We start from the raw sequence: 18,594 nt of genomic DNA, 5'->3' as shown, positions 1-18,594 counted from the left end.
CCCAAGTCTCACAAATCAACCACGCCGCGCTTGCGCAGCAGGATCCACAGGAAGAACGGTGCACCTGATATCGCGGTGACGATGCCGATCGGCAGTTCGGCCGGCGCCACGATGGTGCGGGCGACGGCATCGGCCAAGAGCAGCAGCGAGGCGCCGAGCAGCGCCGACGCCGGCAGCAAATAGCGATTGTCCGGACCGATCAGCAGGCGCAGCAGATGCGGCACCACGATGCCGACGAAGCCGATGCCGCCGCTGACGGCGACCGAGGCACCCACCGCCGCCGAAACGCCGATGATCGCGGTGTATTTCAGCCGCTGCACCGGAATGCCGAGATGGCCTGCTGTCGCCTCGCCCAGCGCCAGCGCGTTGAGCCCGCGCGCCAGGAATGGCATCGCCGCCAGCGCCAGCACGATGACCGGCCCGACCGAAGCGATCTTCGCCCAAGTCGCGCCACTGAGCGATCCGAGTTGCCAGAAGGTCAGGTCGCGCAACTGGCGGTCGTCCGCCAGGAAGATCAGGATGCCGGTCAGCGCCATGGCGAGCGCCGCCAGCGCGATGCCGGCGAGCAGCATGGTGGCAACCGAGGTGCGGCCCTGCCGCGTGGCAACCTGATAAAGCACCAATGTCGTGGCTAGGCCGCCGCAAAAAGCCGCCAGAGGCAGCGCGAGTGTTCCGAGCAAGGCCGTCAGCGGTGCCAGCATTGTCCCACCAAGCACGATGACGGCAACGGCGCCAAGGCTCGAACCAGCCGACACGCCGACCAGGCCAGGATCGGCGAGCGGATTGCGGAAAAGTCCCTGCATGACGGCGCCGGAAACCGCAAGCGCTGCCCCGACCAGCATGCCGAGAATGACGCGCGGCAGGCGGATGTCGAAGACGATCAGGCTGTCGCGGGCGCTCAACGCGGCATCGCCCGGCATCGCGCCGAACAGCCCGTCCCTGATAACATCGACCGCCGACGCGTCCGACGCTCCAGACGTCAGCGACAGCAAAGCGGCAATGACGAGCCCCAGCCACAAAAGCAGGATGACGATGCGGGCGCGCGCCGAGCGGCCGCCTTCGGATGCACTCGTCATCGCCTTCACCGGGTCGGCGATCGATTGATCGGCCATGATCTGCGCGCTCAGTCCGTGACCTGCCCGCCATAGAGCGAGACGGCGAGGTCGTGGATGGCGTCGGCCGTGCGCGGCCCGAAGCCGAGCAGATAGGCACCATCCATGCGGATCAGCTTGTGTGTGGCACCCGCCGGCGTCGAGGCGATGGACGGATTGGCGAACAGTTCGTCGTCCGATACCGGGGGCCCGGCATTGCTCATCATCAGGATTACGTCCGGACCGGCGGTGATGATCGCCTCGTCGGACATCTGCTTGTAGCCGGAAAAACCCTCGACGGCATTGACGCCACCCGCCAGCTTGATGATGCCGTCGGCTGCGGTCTCCCTGCCGGCGGCCAGGATCTTGCCGCCCTGCATCGACAGCACGAACAGGATGCGCTTGCGCTCCTTGATCGAGGCCGTCTTCTGTTCGGCGGCGCTGAGCTTGGCATCAAGCGCCTTGGCCAGGACTTCAGCCTTGGCATCGACGCCGAGCGCCTTGCCGACGATGCGGACCTTCTCGAGGATGCCTTCGTGGCTATAGTGCTCGGGCACTTCGATGAACGGGATGCTCGTCTTCTTCAGCACATCGACGGCTTCCCCGGGGCCGCTGCCGTGCAGCGCCAGGATGCCGGTCGGGTTGACCGACAGGACACCCTCCGGGGACAGCTGGCGCATGTAGCCGACGTCAGGCAGATCGAGAGCCGCTTTCGGATAATTGCTGGTGGAATCGCGAGCCACCAGATGGTTCTCCTCGCCGAGCGCATAGACGATCTCGGTGATCGAGCCGCCGATGGCCGCGATCCTCGCCGGGTCTGCAAACACGGCCGTGCCTTCGCTGGCATTGGACGGCAGCAGCGCGGCAAAAGCCAGGGAGAGGCCGATCGCCGGCCCGACGACGATCCTGGAAAAGCAACCCATTGTCGTTCTCCTCAGGCCGCGGTCGGACTTGGGATGCGCGGCAGGTTCTCGGCCAGGAACCGCCAGTCGTCGCGCTCGCTTTCGCCCTCGTGACGTTTGCCGAAGAACTGGATGATCATCTTGCCGTCGGCGGCATAGACTTCGAGCGAAGTGACATGACCGTCTTTGGTCGGCTTGCGCACCGCCCACACCTCGTGGATGTGGTCGGTTCGCAGATGCAGGTGGAAAGTCTCGTCCAGCACGTTGATCCAGGCCCCCATCGGCTTGATGGATTTGACCGGGCCGGAATGGATCTGGATGCAGCCGCGATTGCCGACAAAGCACATGATCGGCATTTCGCCCCCGGCGGCATGATGGAACATGGCCCCGACGGCGTCATTGTCGAGCAGCCAGGCATAATCCTGGCCGACCATGCGCACTGCCTGGCGGCGGCTGAGCTTCAGCGTCTTCAGCATGCCGAAGAACTGGTGCACGTCGGTCAACCGGCTCCAGCGGTCGCGCAGATCGTTGAGATTAGCGGCCGTTTCGTCACCATGGATCTCGTCGTCGGAGGGTGGTCCTGAAATGTCGACCGACGGCTCCTGGTTCGACGATTCGAGCGCAGCCACCAGCTTCTGATAGGCATAGAGGCTGGAAGCCGGCCGCAGATGCACCTTGTGCACGGCCTCGCCGGCCGCGTCGAAGAACTGCAGGCTGCGGCGGATCTGGTCGCCATCGCGTTTTTCCACGGCAAAACCATGCGCCCAGACTTTCGGGAAGATGCGCAGGTCGATGTTCTCGCCAAGCACCATGGCATTGTGGTTACCGGTGACGACCTTGTCGTAGACGCCGATCTTCTCGTGCACCGCGCTTTCGTTGCGGGTCAGCGCCATGACCTCGCCGACGGCCTCGAGGCCGGTCAGCAGATCGTTGACACGCGGCTCAATGCGGACGACGCCGTCGCCGCAATGCGCGGCGACCAGTTCGGCCTCCGAAATACCAAGTTGCGCGGCCAGGTCACGCTCGCGCGCCTTCGGATTCTCTGTCCGTGCCCGCCGGATTTCATGCGGGGCGGGTTTTACGCGCTGGTCCATGTCTCGTCCCTACTGCCTTGCCTTACTTGTTGAGAATGAGCTTGCCCTGGCGGGTGATCTTCAGCCGATAGAGCGCGCCGTGATGTTCGATGCCGATCTCGTGCTCGCCCTGGAACAGGGTGTTGCTGGAGAGCGTTCGCACCGCCAGCGGAACCCGATCAAAACGGGCGGAGGCATCGTCGGAACGGCGGACGCGATAGCGAAAGTCATTGGGATTGTGCGTGTTCATCTGGGTCGATCCCTTTCCTGTGCCGGGCATCTGGCTAGGCGCTGCATAAATTCCGATTCATTTCTTGACTCGAATAATCATGTTTACTAGTCAGTGCAATACCGGAGCAAATGAGTCAACATTTAAGACGCCGGACACGATGAAAAATGCCAGCCAGCCCCGGGCCAGCCAGCATCGAACCTGGATTTTGGAGTTGGGGCATGGGGTTGATGAATTGGGAATGGCGCGGCCGGTCGGCGGCGAACGGTATAGCGGCTCTATTGGCAAGCGTGGCGGCGATCGCCTTGTCCGCGCCATCAGCCCACGCCCAACAGGCAACGCAGCCGGCGGGCGAGCAGACGGATCAATCGAAGAAGGCTGCCCAGGAAAAAGCAGCGTCTGCCGGAGCTACCCTGCTCGACAAGATCCTGGTACTCAGCCGTACCGGCGAAACGGCGATCGAATCGCTGGCCTCGGCAAGCCATGTCGGCCAGGAACAGCTCGACCGCCGCATGGCAACGACGCCCAATGAGATGCTGTTGGGCGTGCCCGGTGTCGCCGCGCAAGCCGACGCCAGGCGCGTCAGCACCAGCATCAACATTCGCGGCTTGCAGGATTTCGGTCGCGTCGCGGTCATCGTCGACGGCGCGCGCCAGGACTTCCAGCGCTCCGACCACGGCACGCAGTCGACCTTCTATATCGATCCCGAGCTCGTCAAATCCGTGGACGTGATCCGGGGTCCCGTCGCCAACACCTATGGTTCGGGCGCCATCGGCGGCGTTGTCTTCTTCGATACAAAGGACGCCGAGGACTTCCTGAAGCCGGAAGAAACATGGGGCGCTTCGGTAACTGGACGTTACGAAAGCAACGGCAAGGGCTGGACCACCAGCGCATCCGGCGCCTACCGCTTCAATGAGAACTGGGATGTCTTGGGCAACATCGTCTACCGCGACTTTAACGACTACAAGGATGGCGGTGGCGACACGGTCAAGGGCACCGGCTTCGACGTGCTGAGCGGCCTGCTCAAGACCACCATCCGCCCGACCGACAACAGTGAGTTGAAGCTCGGCTGGGTCGGTTCAAGCGACGGCTGGAGCGAGATCAGCAGTGGTGTTCCGATCAATGATGCAGACCTGAAGTCGAACACCTTCACCGCCCGCTACAACATCACTGACGAAGACAAGAGCTGGCTCGATCTCCATATCAACACCTCCTACAACAAGACCAATCTGGGCCTGACCAGCCTCGTCCCGCTCAACCGGTTCGATCCGACCACCGGTGATTCCATAGTCCTCCCGGCGGGTTCGACATCGACCTTCGACGTCGGTACGGCAGCGATCGATATCTGGAACACGTCGAGATTCGAAACTGGCGGCGTCGCGCACGAACTGACATATGGCGGCGACTGGGTGAATGATGACGTCAAGACTGGCGGCACCGCGGGCGGCGACAGTTTCTACACCCCTTCGGGCAAGCGCAACGTGTCTGGCGCCTATGTCCAGGACAAGCTCACCTGGGACTGGCTCGAAATCATCGCCGGGCTGCGTTATGACAGCTATAGCCTCAAGGACAGCACCCACGAGACATCAGGTGACCGGCTTTCGCCACGGATCACCGTCGGGGTCACGCCTTTCGACACCCCAAGCCTGTCGGGACTGCAATTCTATGGTACCTATGCGGAAGGCTACCGCTCGCCTTCGCTGACGGAAACGCTGATCAGCGGCAACCATCCGGCCGGCGTCACTTTCCCGTTCCTGCCCAATCCCAACCTGAGGCCCGAGACCGGCAAGACAGTCGAATTCGGTGTCAACTACAAGCAGAACGACATCCTCGAGGCGGGCGACGCGCTCCGCATCAAGGCGGCTTATTTCAACAACGATGTGGACGACTACATCGAGGGTACATCCTTCGGAGCTTCGTTCAGCGACCCGACAAGCGCCTGCCCGGTCGATTGGGATCAACTGATGAACAACCCAGGATACATCCCGATCTGCTATCAATACCAGAACTTCGCCAAGGCCAAGATCAACGGCTTTGAACTGGAAGGGGTTTATGACGCCGGATGGGGCTATGCCGGCCTCTCGGCCTCGATCACCAACGGCCACACCATCTCCTACGAGGGCGTTCGAGCAGACCTCGCCACCATCCCATCCTCGCAGGTTACGGCGCAGCTCGGACTGCGCTTCCTCGAAGACAGGCTGACCGTCGGCGGCGAGGTGCAGTACAATGGCAAACCGAAGGGCAATGCAGTGGCCGGGGACTACACGCTGGTCAATGCCTTCGCCAGCTATCAGGCGACCGACAATCTGAAGGTCGATTTCCGCGCCGACAATCTGTTCGATGTCAAATACGCCAACCCCTTGAACGGCGGCACGACAGTCGCGGTCTATGAACCGGGCATAACGTTGAAGCTGGCGGCGACCATGCGTTTTGGAGGCTGACGGCCATGACAGGCTTGACGGCATCGCTTCGTCTGCTGACCTCGACGCTGGCGATGTCGCTTGCGGTGGTTCCGGCGCGGGCACAAGAGTCCGCGCCGGTCCCGGCGCTGACGCTTGAACTCAATGGCGCACAACCTTCCGAAAAGGGTTGCCGCCTGACCTTCGTGGTCAACAACAATCTTGGCGCCGACCTTTCCAAGGCCGCGTTCGAGATCGCACTTTTCAATGAAGCCGGCGTCGTCGACCGGCTGACCGTGCTCGACTTCAAGGACCTGCCTGTCGGCAAGACCAAGGTGACGCGCTTCGATCTGGCCGGCGCCGACTGTGCCAAGGTCAGCCGCGTGCTGATCAACAGCGCCACCGAATGCGCCGGCACCGGCGTCGAACCGAACGCCTGCATGCGCAAGCTGAAGACGGATACCAGGACCGGTATCGCTTTCGGCGTCTGAAGCAGTGGGACTGCACCCGGCATTCGCGCAGAATACCGTGGCATGGCCGCTGGCCGGCCCCCATGCTTTGTCGTTTCGACCAAGCGATCTTGATTTGACAATTCCGCACGGCTCGCTGCAGGTCTCGTCCCGCGACATGCGTGCAATCAGTCCTCTCCCCGAAGCCAGCGCCGAACTGGCGATCAAGCCAACCGAGCCGCTTGCGCAGGCCCGGCCAGCGGCCTGGAACGGCAAGTGGGGAGCGGCGATCGTCATCTCCTGCCTGCTCCACGCCGCCGTGGCGGCGGCCTTTCTGATCTCGCCTCCCGGGACATTCGATTCCAGGGACACGATGCAGTCGCAAGGCACAGATCAGGCGGGCGCCAATGTGGTCGGCAGCGCGCTGGATAAGGACCCGGCGGCAATAAATGTTGCGCTGGTGCCGAACCCGCAACCAACCAAACCACAGCCAGCAAAGCCGGCCAAGCCGGCGCCGCCAACAGAACCTTCACAGCCCGTGCAGGAAGCAACGAAGCAGCCCCCAAAACCTTTGCCGGAACCCGCCAAACAGCCGACCGTCACGCCTGACATATTGGTGGCTGGCGCCCCACGTTCCGACAACCAGAGCGTGGCTCCCAAGACCGAGACACCGGTACAGCCGACTGTTCAGGCCGAAGACACCGAGGCGCCTGCCCCGGTTCCAGAACAACCGCCGATCCCCAGCGCCAGACCGAGTCCGGCGGCTACCTCTTCAAAGACAGCGGATGCAAAGCGGGGCACGGCGGATGGCCAGGACCGGCTGGCGCAGGCAGCCAGCAAGGGCAAGAAACAGAAAGAGGCAGGCAGTGCCACGGAAGACAGCTACCGCGGCGACGTCATCAGAAAGCTGAGCCGTGTCAATCGTGCTGTGCCGCCTTCGGTGCAACTGACCGCCCGCAACAATGCCGTTGTGACATTCGTCATCGGCAGCCGTGGCGGCATCGATGATCTGCGAATCCTGCAAAGCTCCGGATCGGAAAACTTCGATCAGGTCGTGCTCGGCATCATCCGCAAGGCAGCGCCCTTCCCGCCCATTCCGCCGAAAGTCGGCAACAGTTTGGTCTTCACCGGGGCAATCGGTCCGTTTTGAGAGCCTTCGCCTCGCCGTCTCAACCATCCACCAATCGTTGCAATCCACCAATGTTGAAAGGGACCCAATGTACATCGCCATGAACCGCTTCAAGGTGCAGAACGGCTCGGAAGCCGATTTCGAGGCCGTATGGAAGAACCGTGATTCCAGCCTTTCGGAGATGAAGGGGTTCCGGGAATTCCATCTGCTGCGCGGTCCGGTCAACGAAGCCGAAGGCTACACGCTGTTTGCTTCGCACACTGTGTGGGCGAGCCAAGACGATTTCATCGCCTGGACCAGGTCGGAGAATTTCCGCGCCGCCCACAGAAATGTCGGCACGACAAAGGTCCACTATCTCGGCCACCCGCAGTTCGAGGGTTTTTCCGTCGTCGAGGGCGCTTAGACCAAGGTCAAGCGCTCGCCAGCAGGCTCGCATTGCCGCCGGCTGCCGTGGTGTCGACGCAAACGGCGCGTTCATGCGCATAGGCGGCGGGATTGAGCACCTCGCTGACCAGCGGCACGATCGGTCCCGCGCGATCGGCAATCACCTTGCGCACGATGCGTGCGGCCTCGGGCGTGCCCGAGAAAGCAACAACATCGACACGCAGCGAACGCGCTTCGACCGGATCCGGGCGGCCGTCGATGGCCGCCAGGGGCAGGCCCTTGCCGGTCAATGCGGAGAGTGCCGCCGGTGCGCCCGGCGCCACCGCAAGCACCGCATTGCCGGCGGCGAGCGCCTGGATGGTCTGCGCCAGCAGCGTGTCGGCATCGGGACCGAGACACAGCACCCGTCCGCGCGGCGACAGCGACAACGTGTTGGCCTCGCCGGTCGGCCCGGGCAGGTCGACCTGGCCGAAATCGATGCCGGCGGCGGCACCGATGGCCGCCGCGCCCTTGCCACGCAGATGCTTCCTCAGGATGGCGACCCGGTCGGGCCGCGTCGACCAGCCGCCAAGCGCGGGATCGGGCAGATTGTCGGCGAGTTCCGTTGCCGTCACCTTGTGGCCCTCGGCGAGATCCGTGCCGGCCTCCGGCCCTTTTCGGAAGCGGCGGAGATAGTGCGGGCCACCGGCCTTCGGCCCGGTGCCGGACAGCCCCTCGCCGCCAAACGGCTGCGACCCGACGACGGCGCCGATCTGGTTGCGGTTGACATAGATGTTGCCGGCATGGATGCCGTCGACGAAATGCTGCACGCGGCCCTCGATGCGGGTGTGCAGGCCGAAGGTCAGGCCATAGCCCTTGCGGTTGATGGCGGCGATCACCGCGTCGATCTGGTCGGCATCGAACGTCGCGACATGCAGCACCGGCCCGAACACCTCGCGCTCCATTTCCTCGATGCCCTTGACCCGGAAGACATGCGGCGCGACGAAGCGCCCATCCTTCGGTGCTTCCAGCTTGGCGATCAGCCGGCCCTGCAGCCCCATTTTGGTGCAGTAGTCGCGGATCGAGCTTTGCGCCTCGTCATCGATGACCGGGCCGACATCGGTTGAGATATGCCGGGGATCGCCGATGCTGAGCGCTTCCATGGCGCCCTTCAGCATCTCCAGCATCTTCTTCTCGACATCCTTCTGCACATAGAGCACGCGTAGCGCCGAGCAGCGCTGGCCGGCGCTCTGGAAGGCCGAGGCGAGGATGTCGCGCACCGCTTGCTCAGGCAGCGCGGTGGAATCGACGATCATCGCATTCAATCCACCGGTCTCGGCGATCAGCATGGCATCGGGCGCAGCGGTTTCCGCCAGTTGCTTTTCGATCAGCTTCGCGACCTCAGTCGAACCGGTGAAGCAGACGCCGGCAATGCGCGGATCGGCGGTGAGCGGCGCACCGACCGACGGGCCATCGCCGGGCAGAAGCTGGATGACGTCTTCCGGCACGCCGGCCTCGCGCAGCAGTTCGACGGCGCGGAAGGCAATCAGCGGCGTCTGCTCGGCCGGCTTGGCGATGACCGAATTGCCGGTGACGAGCGCCGCCGCGACCTGGCCGGTGAAGATGGCGAGCGGGAAATTCCACGGCGAAATGCAGACGATGGCGCCGCGCGCTTGCGTGCCCGTCTCGGCATTGGCCGCCTCGGTGGCGTAGTAGCGCAGGAAGTCCACCGCCTCGCGCACCTCGGCGACGCCGTCGGCCAGCGATTTTCCGGCCTCGCGGGTGGCGAGCGCGAAAAACTCGACGGCATTCGCCTCATAAAGATCGGCGGCGCGGTTGAGGATGGCAGCGCGCTCGGAAACCGGGCGTTTTGCCCAGGCCGGCTGCGCTTCCACGGCGAAGCGCACGGCTGTCGCCACCTGCTTGGCGGCGGCCTCGCTGACCGTGCCAACCACTTCGTCAGGCTTTGCCGGATTGACGATCGGGCGCTGCTTGCCGTAGCCGGCCGCCCGCGTGATCGGCTTGGCATGCCAGCGATCGCGGCCAGCGAACGCCGCCTTGGCCTTGTCGATCGCCGCCAGCGTCACCGTGTCGGTGATGTCAAAACCCTTCGAGTTGCGACGGCCGGTGCCGAAGATCTGGGAAGGCCGGGCAATCGCCGGATTGGCGGCCGGACCCTGGTTCTCGACCGTCTCGAGCGGATCGCGGGCGATATCCTCCGGCTCGACGTCTTCGTCAGTCAGCTGATGCACGAAGGAGGAATTGGCGCCGTTTTCCAGCAGCCGGCGGACCAGATAGGCAAGCAGGTCCGAATGCGCGCCGACCGGGGCATAGATGCGGCAGCGTGTGCCTTCTGCCTGCCGCACCGTCTCGTGCAGCGCTTCGCCCATGCCATGCAGGCGCTGGAACTCGAAGGAGTCGCGATTACCAGCCATCGACAGGATGGCGGCGACGGTGTGGGCGTTGTGGGTGGCGAATTGCGGATAGATGCGGTCGGTCATCGACAGCAGCTTCTTCGCACAGGCTATGTAGGAAACGTCGGTGTTGGCCTTGCGGGTGAAGACCGGATAGCCCGTGAGCCCAAGTGTCTGCGCGCGCTTGATCTCGGTATCCCAATAGGCGCCCTTGACCAGCCGCACCATGATGTTGCGGTCATACTTCTTGGCCAGCGCGTAGAGCCAGTCGATGGCAAAGGCCGCGCGCGGCCCATAGGCCTGGACGACAACCCCAAAACCATTCCAGCCGGCCAGTTCCGGCTCGGCCAGCACCCGCTCGATGACGTCCAGCGACAGATCGAGGCGGTCGGCCTCCTCGGCGTCGATGTTGAGGCCCATGCGCGAATGTCTAGCTGCGAGCGCCAGCGACAGCAGCCGCTCGGCCATGACCGGCAGCATCTCCTCCTTCTGCGCCACCTCGTAGCGCGGATGCAGCGCCGAAAGCTTGACCGAGATGCCGTGGTTCTGGCGGATGTCCGGGCCGTTGGAGCCGGCATCAAGCGAGGAAATGGCGTCGGCATAGGCCTTGTGATAGCGAAGCGCGTCGGCCTCGGTGCGGGCCGCCTCGCCCAGCATGTCGAAGGAATAGAGATAACCCTTCTGCGTCATCGGCCGGCCGCGCTTGACGGCTTCCGCGATGGTGCGGCCGAGCACGAACTGTTCGCCCATCTCGCGCATGGCGGCGGCCACCGCCTTGCGGATGACCGGCTCGCCCAACCGCCGCACCATCGAACGCAGTGTGCCTTCGATGCCGCCCTCGCCCTCATCCAGGACACGCCCAGTCAGCATCAGCGCCCAGGTCGAGGCGTTGACGAAGATCGAGCTCGAACCGCCGGAATGCGCCGACCAGTCGTGCGGCGCGATCTTGTCGGCGATGAGATCGTCCATCGTCTCGGTGTCCGGCACGCGCAACAGCGCCTCGGCCAGGCACATCAGCGCCACGCCCTCCTTGGTGGAAAGGCCGTAGGCGGAAAGGAACACTTCCATCAGCCGGGGATCGGAAGAGCCGCGCACCGCACGCACCAGGTCGGCGGCACGGGCCGAGATAGCCTTGCGGTCCTTCGCCGATAGCTCTGTGGCCTCGGCCAGCCGCTTCACGGCCCCGTCTTCGTCGGGCAAATAGTTGGCGCGGATCTGCTGGCGGATGGCATCGAGCGCTGGCATGGCTGTCCCGTGGATCGAGCAAAGGGGATGGGGCCGGCGGTCACCGGACCGAATGGCGCAAGCTAGCACAGCTCCGAAATTTCAGCCGGTCCAAAGAAATCGACATGGCAGGTCATTCTATCTATCATATCGTCTTAAAGTAGGAGAATGGACTGCGATTTCGATGATAGAAGACCAATTGGACCGCATCGACCGGAATATCTTGTCGGCATTGGCAAGCGATGGCCGGCTTTCGATGTCCGAACTGTCGGCAAAGGTCGGCCTGTCGAAGACGCCGGTACAGGCGCGGGTCAAACGGCTGGAGAAGGACGGCTTCATCAGGGGCTACCAGGCGATCATCGACCGTGAGCGCATGGGCGAAGGCCATGTCGCCTTCGTCCAGGTGAAATTGTCCGATACCCGTTCCGCCGCGCTCGACGCCTTCAATCGGTCCGTGCAGGCCGTACCGGAGATCGAGCAGTGCCATATGATGGCATCGAGCTTCGACTACCTCCTGAAAGTCCGCACCAGGGACATCGCCGCCTATCGGCGCGTGCTGGGCGAGCGCATCTCTGCCCTGCCCCATGTCGCCCAGACCTCGACTTTCGTGGCGATGGAGACGGTCAAGGACCGATGACCATGATCCCGAAAAGTGGAAGCCGGTTTTCGGACTAGATCATGGTCAAACAAAAAGAAAATAGAGCCCCATCCCGACACTATCGGGATGGACCAGACTCACTCGGACAACGTTTTCAGGAAGGCCACCAGCGCCCCGCGTTCACGGTCTGAAAGCTCCAGCGGATGGACCTCCGACACGCCTTCGACACTCGGGGCAGCCTTGGCGTAATGCGCCACCACCTCGTCGAGCGAGGAAAACTGCCCGGCATGCATGTAGGGCGGCCGCGTTGCCGCGCCGCGCAACGAGGGCGTCTTGTAAGCACGGATGAGTTCCGGTGCGGACTTGACCACGAAGCGCAGTTCACCGCAGGCACTGACGTCGCCATCACGGAAGGCGCCGAAGCAGTTGAACGGATCGGCCTCGACCTGGCGTACCGCATCGATGCGTCCGCGATCCGGCGGCAGGCCCACGACGGGGGGTACGCCGGTGTTGTGGAAACCGTTGTCGGTGAAGCGCGGACCGTTGTGACAGCTCACGCAATTGGCCTTGCCGATGAACAGTTTCAGCCCAAGGACTTCATCCTTGGAAAAGACGGCATCGCCTTTCGGTTCGGCTCCGGTGCTAAGGTCCAGCGCAAAGCGGTCGAAGCGCGTCGGCGTCGGTTCGATCGAGCGTTCGAAAGCGGCGATCGCCTTGCCGATATTGGCATAGACGCCGTTGATCGCGTCGCGTTGCGCTCCGCTCATCGCGTTCCGTGCAGCCTTCTCGGCATCGGTTCCAAGCGGGCTGGCATTCAATGGCATGGCGGAAAGATCCGGCAGCGGCCCGAAGATGCGCTCATAGCGCTCGCCGAAGCGCGCCTTGATGTAATGCGCGTAGGCGGCGCGGTTTCCCGCCTGCTCCAGCGGGTTTTCGAGCGGCGTCAGCGCTTGCGCCCACAGGCTGTCGCGACGGCCATCCCAGAAGAACCACGGATCGCGCGCCACGCCGGCCAGCGGCATCGTGCGCCGGTTGGTGTGGCCGACGCCCACCGCTTGCGGCAGGTCGTCCTGGAACTGGCGGTCGATCTTGTGGCAGGTCGAGCACGACACGGTGCCGTCGCGGCTCATCCCCAGGTCGAAGAACAGCGTCGAGCCAAGTGCCGCGGCCGCCGGCACATCGGCGAAACGGTTGGTGGTGTCGGGTTTGAGCGGCGGCAGCCTCGACAACGCCAGCGAAGCGATGGTCTGCTTCTCGGCGTCGGAAAAATCCGGCTTGCCGCAGCCGGCAAGCATGACGGCCACCATCAGCGCCAGAACACATGAAAGGCGCTTCATTGGCCGCTCACAGCACCACGTTGAACAGCACCGTGTCGGAACCGGCGGTGGCCGAGATGGCGAAATGCAGTTGCCACCAGCCGCTCATCGTGAATTTCAGCCCCTCGATCCGATAGCGTCCATCGCCAAGATAGTCGGTCGCCTGTGGGCTGGTCGGCAGGCCGTGATTGTGCTGCGGCATGCCACCGGAGATCGCGATCGCCGCGCCTTCCACCGGCGCTCCAGCCTTTGTCTTCAGGGTCAGCAGCCAGGATTCCAGTTCGCCCAGTCGCACAACGCCGCGCTCCGGCGCGAAGCTTGCCACGAACAGCCCGTTGTCGGTCGGCTTCGTCCGCGAGACATCCGGACCGGCAGGCTGCGACGATCGCGGCGCCGTCAGGTAGACCACAGCGAGAATGCAAGCCAGCAAAGCAGCCAGACCCAGACCTGCCAGAAGATAACGCCATATCGATGCCAAACCGGTTCCTCTTCTGCAGACAACGTTCTGCCAGGCGGATCACATCCCGCCAGCCTGTGGGAAAACGCTGTGGCGGAAAAAAGCCCGCTTGCCAAGCATGGCGCTGTCGGTGGCAAAAAGCTACAGCACCGGAGTCACTGGAGGACTGTGCATGGCGGGAAACGGCGTTGCCTCGATCGGCGAATGCATGCTCGAACTGTCGGGTCAGACGGGCCCGAACTGGCGCATGGGCTTTGCCGGCGACACGTTCAACACGCTGTGGGCGCTGCATGCGTTGAGTGGCGATCGGCCGGCAACCTATGTCTCGGCCTTCGGCGATGATCCCTTCTCGCAAGGCCAGATCGCCTTCTTCGCCGAAAACGGCATCGGCATCGGTTCCAGCCCGGTCATACCGGGGGCACGGCCCGGCCTCTACGCGATCACGCTGAACGGCGCCGAGCGCTCCTTCACCTACTGGCGCAGCGATGCCGCCGCCCGGCAGCTCGCCTCGGATCCAACAGCACTATCGAAAAACCTTGAAAATCAATCGCTTGTCTACTTTTCTGGAATCACCTTGGCAATTCTGGACGATGCCGCGCGCGCCGCATTGCTGGCGGCCGTGGCCAAGGCGCGGGCGGCTGGCTCGACTGTCGCCTTCGATCCAAACTACCGGCCACGGCTCTGGCGCGGGCGCCAGGATGCGCAAGCGGCGATCGTCGAAGCGCTTGCCGTCACCGACATCGCCTTGCCGACCTTCCTCGACGAGCAGATGCTGTTTGATGACAAGGCGCCGCAGGCGACCGCCGCGCGGATCGGAAAACTGGTCGGCGAAGTCGTCGTCAAGAATGGCGAAGCGCCGGCGCTGATCACCGCAAACGGAACGCTGCGCGAAGTCCCCGCAATCCATGTCGCCACGCCCGTCGATACGACGGGCGCCGGTGATTCCTTCAATGGCGGCTATCTTGCGGCCCGTCTTGCCGGCCATGACCCGTTGGAAGCCGCACGCCGCGCCCATCGCGTCGCCGCCGCCGTGGTACAGGTTCGCGGCGCGCTGGCGCCGTTCGAGACGCTGCGGGCGGCGTTCGAGGGCTAAGATCAAGGCAGACGGAAGCGATATTCCGTCACGTGGTGATAGGCCTCGCCGGGCCACAGTGTCGCCTGCGGAAAATACGGCCGGTTCGGTGCATCCGGCCATACCTGCGGCTCCAGGCAGAAGCCGCAAAAAGCCTTGTAGGCCCGCCCTTCCAACCCCGCGCGCGGTGTCACGTACTGGCCGGTATAGAGCTGGATGCCGGGCTCCGTGGTCCAGACCTCCATCTCGACACCGGAGTTCGCTGCTTGCACCCACGCGGCCTGCCGAAGCGGTCCGCGCGTCGAGGCAAGGCAGAAATTCTGGTCGTAAGGCAGTTGCTCGCCCTCGGTCTCCATGCGCAGCGGCCGTGCCTGGCGGAAATCGAAGGGCGTGCCGTCAACCGGCTTGACCACGCCGGTCGGGATCATGTCGCCGTCAACCGGCAGATAGGCACCGGCATTCAGCATCATCCTGTGATCGAGAATGTCGCCGGCGCCGCCATCATCGAGGTTGAAATAGGAATGCTGGGTGAGATTGCACAGCGTCGGCTCCTCGCAGGTGGCGGTCAGTTCGACGCTCAGCGTGCCGGGGATCTTCAGCCGGTAGGTGCAGGTGACGTCGAGCGCGGCGGGAAAACCCATCGTGCCGTCGGGATCGTGCAGGGTCAGCGTGACGAAATCCCTGCCATGCAGCGAAACTGCCCACGGCCGGTGGAAATAGCCTTGCGAGCCGCCATGCAGCGTGTGCTTGTCAAGGAAATTTCGTTCGGTCTGGTAGCGCTTGCCGGCGATGGTGAAACGGCCGTCGCGGATGCGGTTGGCATAGCGGCCGACGACAGCTCCGAAGAAGGCCGTATCCGTCTCGTACGCTTCCAGGCGATCATAGCCGAGCACCAGCGGCGCATCGTGCCCGGTCAGCCGCAAATCCTGGATGATCGCACCGAGCCCGATGATGTTGGCGGTGAGACCGCCGCCCCTGATGGTGAAGCGACGCACCGGCTCGCCTGCCTGCGTCGTGCCGAAAACCTCGCCATCCTTCATCGCCATGCCCGCAAACGTCAGTTGATCCAGAGGATTTCGGCTGGTTTTCAGATCCTGGGCAGGCAGGTCGTAGGCCTGCCCGCCTCAGCGATAGTCTATCAGAGGCCGAGGCCGCCGATGCAGACATATTTGGTGTCGAGGTAGTCCTCGATGCCCTGATGTCCGCCTTCCTTGCCGAGGCCGGATTCCTTGACGCCGCCGAACGGCGCTTCCGGTGTGGTGATGAGGCCTTCATTGACGCCGACCATGCCGTATTTCAGCCCCTCCATGACGCGGAAGGCGCGGCCGAGATCGCCAGTGTAGAAATAACAGGCGAGGCCGAATTCGGTGTCGTTGGCGAGCGTAATGGCTTCCTCTTCCGTCTCGAACTTGAACACCGGCGCGACCGGGCCAAAGATCTCTTCCTTCATGAAGCGCATCTTGGGCGTCGCGTTGGCGATGACCGTCGGCTGGAAGAACGAACCGCCGAGCGCGTGGCGCTTGCCGCCGGCGACGACCTTGCCGCCCTTGGCGGTGGCGTCGGCGATCAGTTCCTCGACCTTCTCGACCGCCTTCACGTCGATCAGCGGTCCCTGCTGCACGCCATCCTCAAGGCCGGAACCGACCTTCAGCCCGTTGCTGGCCGCTGCAAGCCCTTCGACAAATTTGTCATAGACGCCGGCCTGAACCAGGAAGCGGTTGGTGCAGACGCAGGTCTGGCCTGAGTTGCGGTATTTGGCGGTGATTGCACCAGCGATGGCGCGCTCGAGGTTGGCGTCATCGAAGACGATGAACGGCGCGTTGCCGCCGAGCTCCATCGAGACCTTCTTGACGGTGACGGAAGACTTCTGGATCAGGATCTTGCCGACCTCGGTCGACCCGGTGAAGGTGATCTTCTTGACCAGCGGGTTGGCGCAGATCTCGTCGCCGATCTCGCCGGCGGCACCGGTCAGGATGTTGATGACACCCTTGGGGAAACCGACTTCCTCGGCGAGCGCGCCCCGGGCGAGACCCGAGTACGGCGTCTGCGAGGCCGGCTTGACCACGGCGGTGCAGCCGGCGGCGAGAGCCGGCCCGAGCTTGCGGGCCAGCATCGAGGACGGGAAGTTCCACGGCGTGATGGCGGCGATGACGCCGACCGGCTCCTTGGTCACCAGGATGCGGCGGTCCGCCCATGGCGAGGGCACGACGTCGCCATAGGTGCGGCGGCCCTCTTCGGCGAACCACAGGATGTAGGCCGCGGCCGAGCCGATCTCGCCCTTGGATTCGAACAGCGACTTGCCCTGCTCGATGGTCAAGAGTTCGGCCAGCACGTCCTGATTGTCCATCATCGCGTCATGCAGCTTGCGCAGCAGCTTCGAGCGCTCGAGCGCGGTCGTCTTGCGCCATGACTTGAAGGCGGCTTCGGCCGCCTCGATGGCGCGGCGGGTCTCGGCCTTGCCCGACTTCGGCACGGTGCCGATCTTGAGCCCGGTGGCCGGGTTGTTGACATCGACCGTCTGGCCGCTGTCGGCCTGCACCCATTCGCCGTTGATGAGATTGGCCTGCCGCATGAAATGGCTGGTTTTCTGAAGCATGGTCTATCCTCCGTTCGGCGCTGAAGGGCCGGTCTGTGAATTCTGCGCTGGGCGTGCGCTGGGCCATGGAAGCCGGCACGCCGGAGCCACTGCTCTTTACCTAGGGCAAGGCCCGCAAGCAATCGCAAGATGGCATATAGGGGTTGGGCCAGCGCGAGACGAGAGCAGGCCGACCTATGTTATGCCGTTCGCGGGCCGGCATCACCTGAATATCGACATACCCTAGCCGAAGACGTGCACGACCACCGTCAGCCAGAAGGCTGTGGTGACGACGGCGCAGGCCGTGGCGATGGTCATCTGGTTGGACGCCAGCGCCTGCCCGGTGTTGAACTGGACGGCGATGAGATACGAATTGACGCCCGACGGCAGTGCTGCAACCACGACGGCCACCTTGGCCGTCAACGGCGGCAGGCCGAGCAACCAGACAAGCGCGAGGACCAGCGCCGGCATCAGGAACAGCTTCAGCGCCGAAAGTGCCAGCGCAGGCCGGACATTGCCGGAAACGCCGAAGCGACGCAGGCTGAGCCCCATGGCGAACAGCGCCACCGGCCCGGCTGTATCGGCCAGCGCATTGACGAGCCGCATGACGAGGTCCGGCAGCGGCGCGCCGCCGAGGCGCCATGCAAGCCCCGCCAGAATGCCGATGATCAGCGGATTGATGAACAGCCGCCTCAGGAAACTCCGGATGATGCGCAGCGGATGCACTGGTTCGCCGCCGCTCCGGCCGAACATCTCGAACAGGACGATCGAGGCCATCATCATGATCGGCAAGTGCACGGAGACCAGCAGCGACAGCACTTCGAAGCCGCTCGGGCCGAATATGCCAAGAATGAAGGGAGCGCCCAGCAGGACGACATTGGAGTAGGCCGACGACACGCCACCGACCACGCCGGCGCGTGCATCCCGTCCGAATATCCTCGTGGTGACGAAATGGCCGGCGGCCCAGGTGATTGCCACTGCCGTGAAATACGCACCCCACAGGGGCCACGGCGCCACGCCGTGGAAATCGGACGTCACCATCGTCTGGAACAACAGCAGCGGCATCGCCACGCTGACCGCGAAATCGGCTATCCCCTCGCCGCTCGCCGGCTTCAGATAGCCGGTAAACCCGGCGAGATAGCCGAGCGCCACAAGGCTGAAGACAAAGAGGACGGTTTCGGTGAGCGGAGACATTTTTCAGGGATAGGCGAGCCACGGTCGCGGCGCAATCGCGCCCGAATTTGATCGCGCCCGAATTTGATCATGCCCGAATTTGATCATGGTAGACTGGCAGCGTTATAGA

Annotated in this window: 16 protein-coding genes; 6 read left to right on the top strand and 10 right to left on the bottom strand. The window is 63.9% G+C overall.

What is annotated here, in order from left to right:
* Window positions 1–8: 8 nt before the first annotated feature.
* The 4 genes from AC56QQ_RS16090 to hemP are packed head-to-tail and all read right to left on the bottom strand — an operon-like array spanning window position 9 to window position 3,316.
* On the bottom strand, window positions 9–1,112 hold the full coding sequence (locus tag AC56QQ_RS16090; protein ID WP_497128536.1) for a FecCD family ABC transporter permease: 1,104 nt from the start codon (window positions 1,110–1,112) through the stop codon (window positions 9–11).
* Window positions 1,113–1,123: 11 nt separating this feature from the next.
* On the bottom strand, window positions 1,124–2,014 hold the full coding sequence (locus AC56QQ_RS16085) for a heme/hemin ABC transporter substrate-binding protein (protein ID WP_497128535.1): 891 nt from the start codon (window positions 2,012–2,014) through the stop codon (window positions 1,124–1,126).
* Window positions 2,015–2,025: 11 nt separating this feature from the next.
* On the bottom strand, window positions 2,026–3,087 hold the full coding sequence (locus tag AC56QQ_RS16080; RefSeq protein WP_497128534.1) for a hemin-degrading factor: 1,062 nt from the start codon (window positions 3,085–3,087) through the stop codon (window positions 2,026–2,028).
* A 22-nt stretch (window positions 3,088–3,109) separates the two neighbouring features.
* Window positions 3,110–3,316 (bottom strand): hemin uptake protein HemP, encoded by a 207-nt coding sequence (hemP, locus tag AC56QQ_RS16075; RefSeq protein ID WP_023757683.1) that lies wholly within the window; start codon window positions 3,314–3,316, stop codon window positions 3,110–3,112.
* Window positions 3,317–3,516: 200 nt separating this feature from the next.
* Between hemP and AC56QQ_RS16070 the strand changes: the two genes are divergently transcribed.
* The 4 genes from AC56QQ_RS16070 (at window position 3,517) to hmuQ (ending at window position 7,675) form a co-directional block, all read left to right on the top strand.
* On the top strand, window positions 3,517–5,736 hold the full coding sequence (locus AC56QQ_RS16070; RefSeq protein WP_497128532.1) for a TonB-dependent hemoglobin/transferrin/lactoferrin family receptor: 2,220 nt from the start codon (window positions 3,517–3,519) through the stop codon (window positions 5,734–5,736).
* 5 nt (window positions 5,737–5,741) lie between these two features.
* Complete coding sequence (locus AC56QQ_RS16065) at window positions 5,742–6,185, top strand: hypothetical protein (protein WP_497128530.1); 444 nt, start codon at window positions 5,742–5,744, stop codon at window positions 6,183–6,185.
* A 367-nt stretch (window positions 6,186–6,552) separates the two neighbouring features.
* A complete protein-coding gene (locus tag AC56QQ_RS16060; protein WP_497128528.1) occupies window positions 6,553–7,293 on the top strand; it encodes an energy transducer TonB family protein in 741 nt (246 codons plus the stop codon).
* Window positions 7,294–7,360: 67 nt separating this feature from the next.
* Complete coding sequence (gene hmuQ / locus AC56QQ_RS16055; RefSeq protein ID WP_497128526.1) at window positions 7,361–7,675, top strand: heme-degrading protein HmuQ; 315 nt, start codon at window positions 7,361–7,363, stop codon at window positions 7,673–7,675.
* A gap of 7 nt (window positions 7,676–7,682) precedes the next feature.
* Here hmuQ and putA read toward each other — a convergent pair whose 3' ends face one another.
* On the bottom strand, window positions 7,683–11,294 hold the full coding sequence (putA, locus tag AC56QQ_RS16050) for a bifunctional proline dehydrogenase/L-glutamate gamma-semialdehyde dehydrogenase PutA (protein WP_497128524.1): 3,612 nt from the start codon (window positions 11,292–11,294) through the stop codon (window positions 7,683–7,685).
* A 163-nt stretch (window positions 11,295–11,457) separates the two neighbouring features.
* Here putA and AC56QQ_RS16045 point away from each other — a divergent pair, with 163 nt between their 5' ends.
* The gene (locus AC56QQ_RS16045) at window positions 11,458–11,910 is read left to right on the top strand and encodes an Lrp/AsnC family transcriptional regulator (protein ID WP_497128522.1); all 453 of its coding nucleotides are present in this window, start codon (window positions 11,458–11,460) and stop codon (window positions 11,908–11,910) included.
* 98 nt (window positions 11,911–12,008) lie between these two features.
* On the opposite strand, the gene AC56QQ_RS16040 is transcribed toward AC56QQ_RS16045, so the two are convergent.
* Entirely contained in the window at window positions 12,009–13,208 is a 1,200-nt protein-coding gene (locus tag AC56QQ_RS16040; RefSeq protein WP_497128520.1) for a cytochrome-c peroxidase, read from the bottom strand.
* 7 nt (window positions 13,209–13,215) lie between these two features.
* Window positions 13,216–13,665 (bottom strand): FixH family protein, encoded by a 450-nt coding sequence (locus tag AC56QQ_RS16035; protein ID WP_497128518.1) that lies wholly within the window; start codon window positions 13,663–13,665, stop codon window positions 13,216–13,218.
* Window positions 13,666–13,816: 151 nt separating this feature from the next.
* Here AC56QQ_RS16035 and AC56QQ_RS16030 point away from each other — a divergent pair, with 151 nt between their 5' ends.
* Complete coding sequence (locus AC56QQ_RS16030; RefSeq protein ID WP_497128516.1) at window positions 13,817–14,737, top strand: sugar kinase; 921 nt, start codon at window positions 13,817–13,819, stop codon at window positions 14,735–14,737.
* A 2-nt stretch (window positions 14,738–14,739) separates the two neighbouring features.
* Here the strand turns inward: AC56QQ_RS16030 and AC56QQ_RS16025 are convergent, their stop codons facing one another.
* The 3 genes from AC56QQ_RS16025 to AC56QQ_RS16015 all read right to left on the bottom strand — a co-directional run bounded on the left by AC56QQ_RS16025 (window position 14,740) and on the right by AC56QQ_RS16015 (window position 18,485).
* Window positions 14,740–15,762, bottom strand: coding sequence for an aldose epimerase family protein (locus AC56QQ_RS16025; protein ID WP_497128514.1), 1,023 nt, complete (start codon window positions 15,760–15,762; stop codon window positions 14,740–14,742).
* 92 nt (window positions 15,763–15,854) lie between these two features.
* Window positions 15,855–17,312 carry an NAD-dependent succinate-semialdehyde dehydrogenase gene (locus AC56QQ_RS16020; RefSeq protein WP_497128512.1) on the bottom strand — a complete coding sequence of 486 codons (1,458 nt, stop codon included), beginning with the start codon at window positions 17,310–17,312 and terminating at the stop codon, window positions 15,855–15,857.
* Between the two features lie 222 nt (window positions 17,313–17,534).
* Window positions 17,535–18,485, bottom strand: coding sequence for an AEC family transporter (locus AC56QQ_RS16015; protein WP_269907926.1), 951 nt, complete (start codon window positions 18,483–18,485; stop codon window positions 17,535–17,537).
* Between the last annotated feature and the right edge of the window lie 109 nt (window positions 18,486–18,594).

It is taken from the genome of Mesorhizobium sp. RCAM 05099 (genome assembly GCF_059683685.1).
Note: the sequence above shows the minus strand (reverse complement) of the source record. Positions and strands in the feature narration are given on the sequence as shown.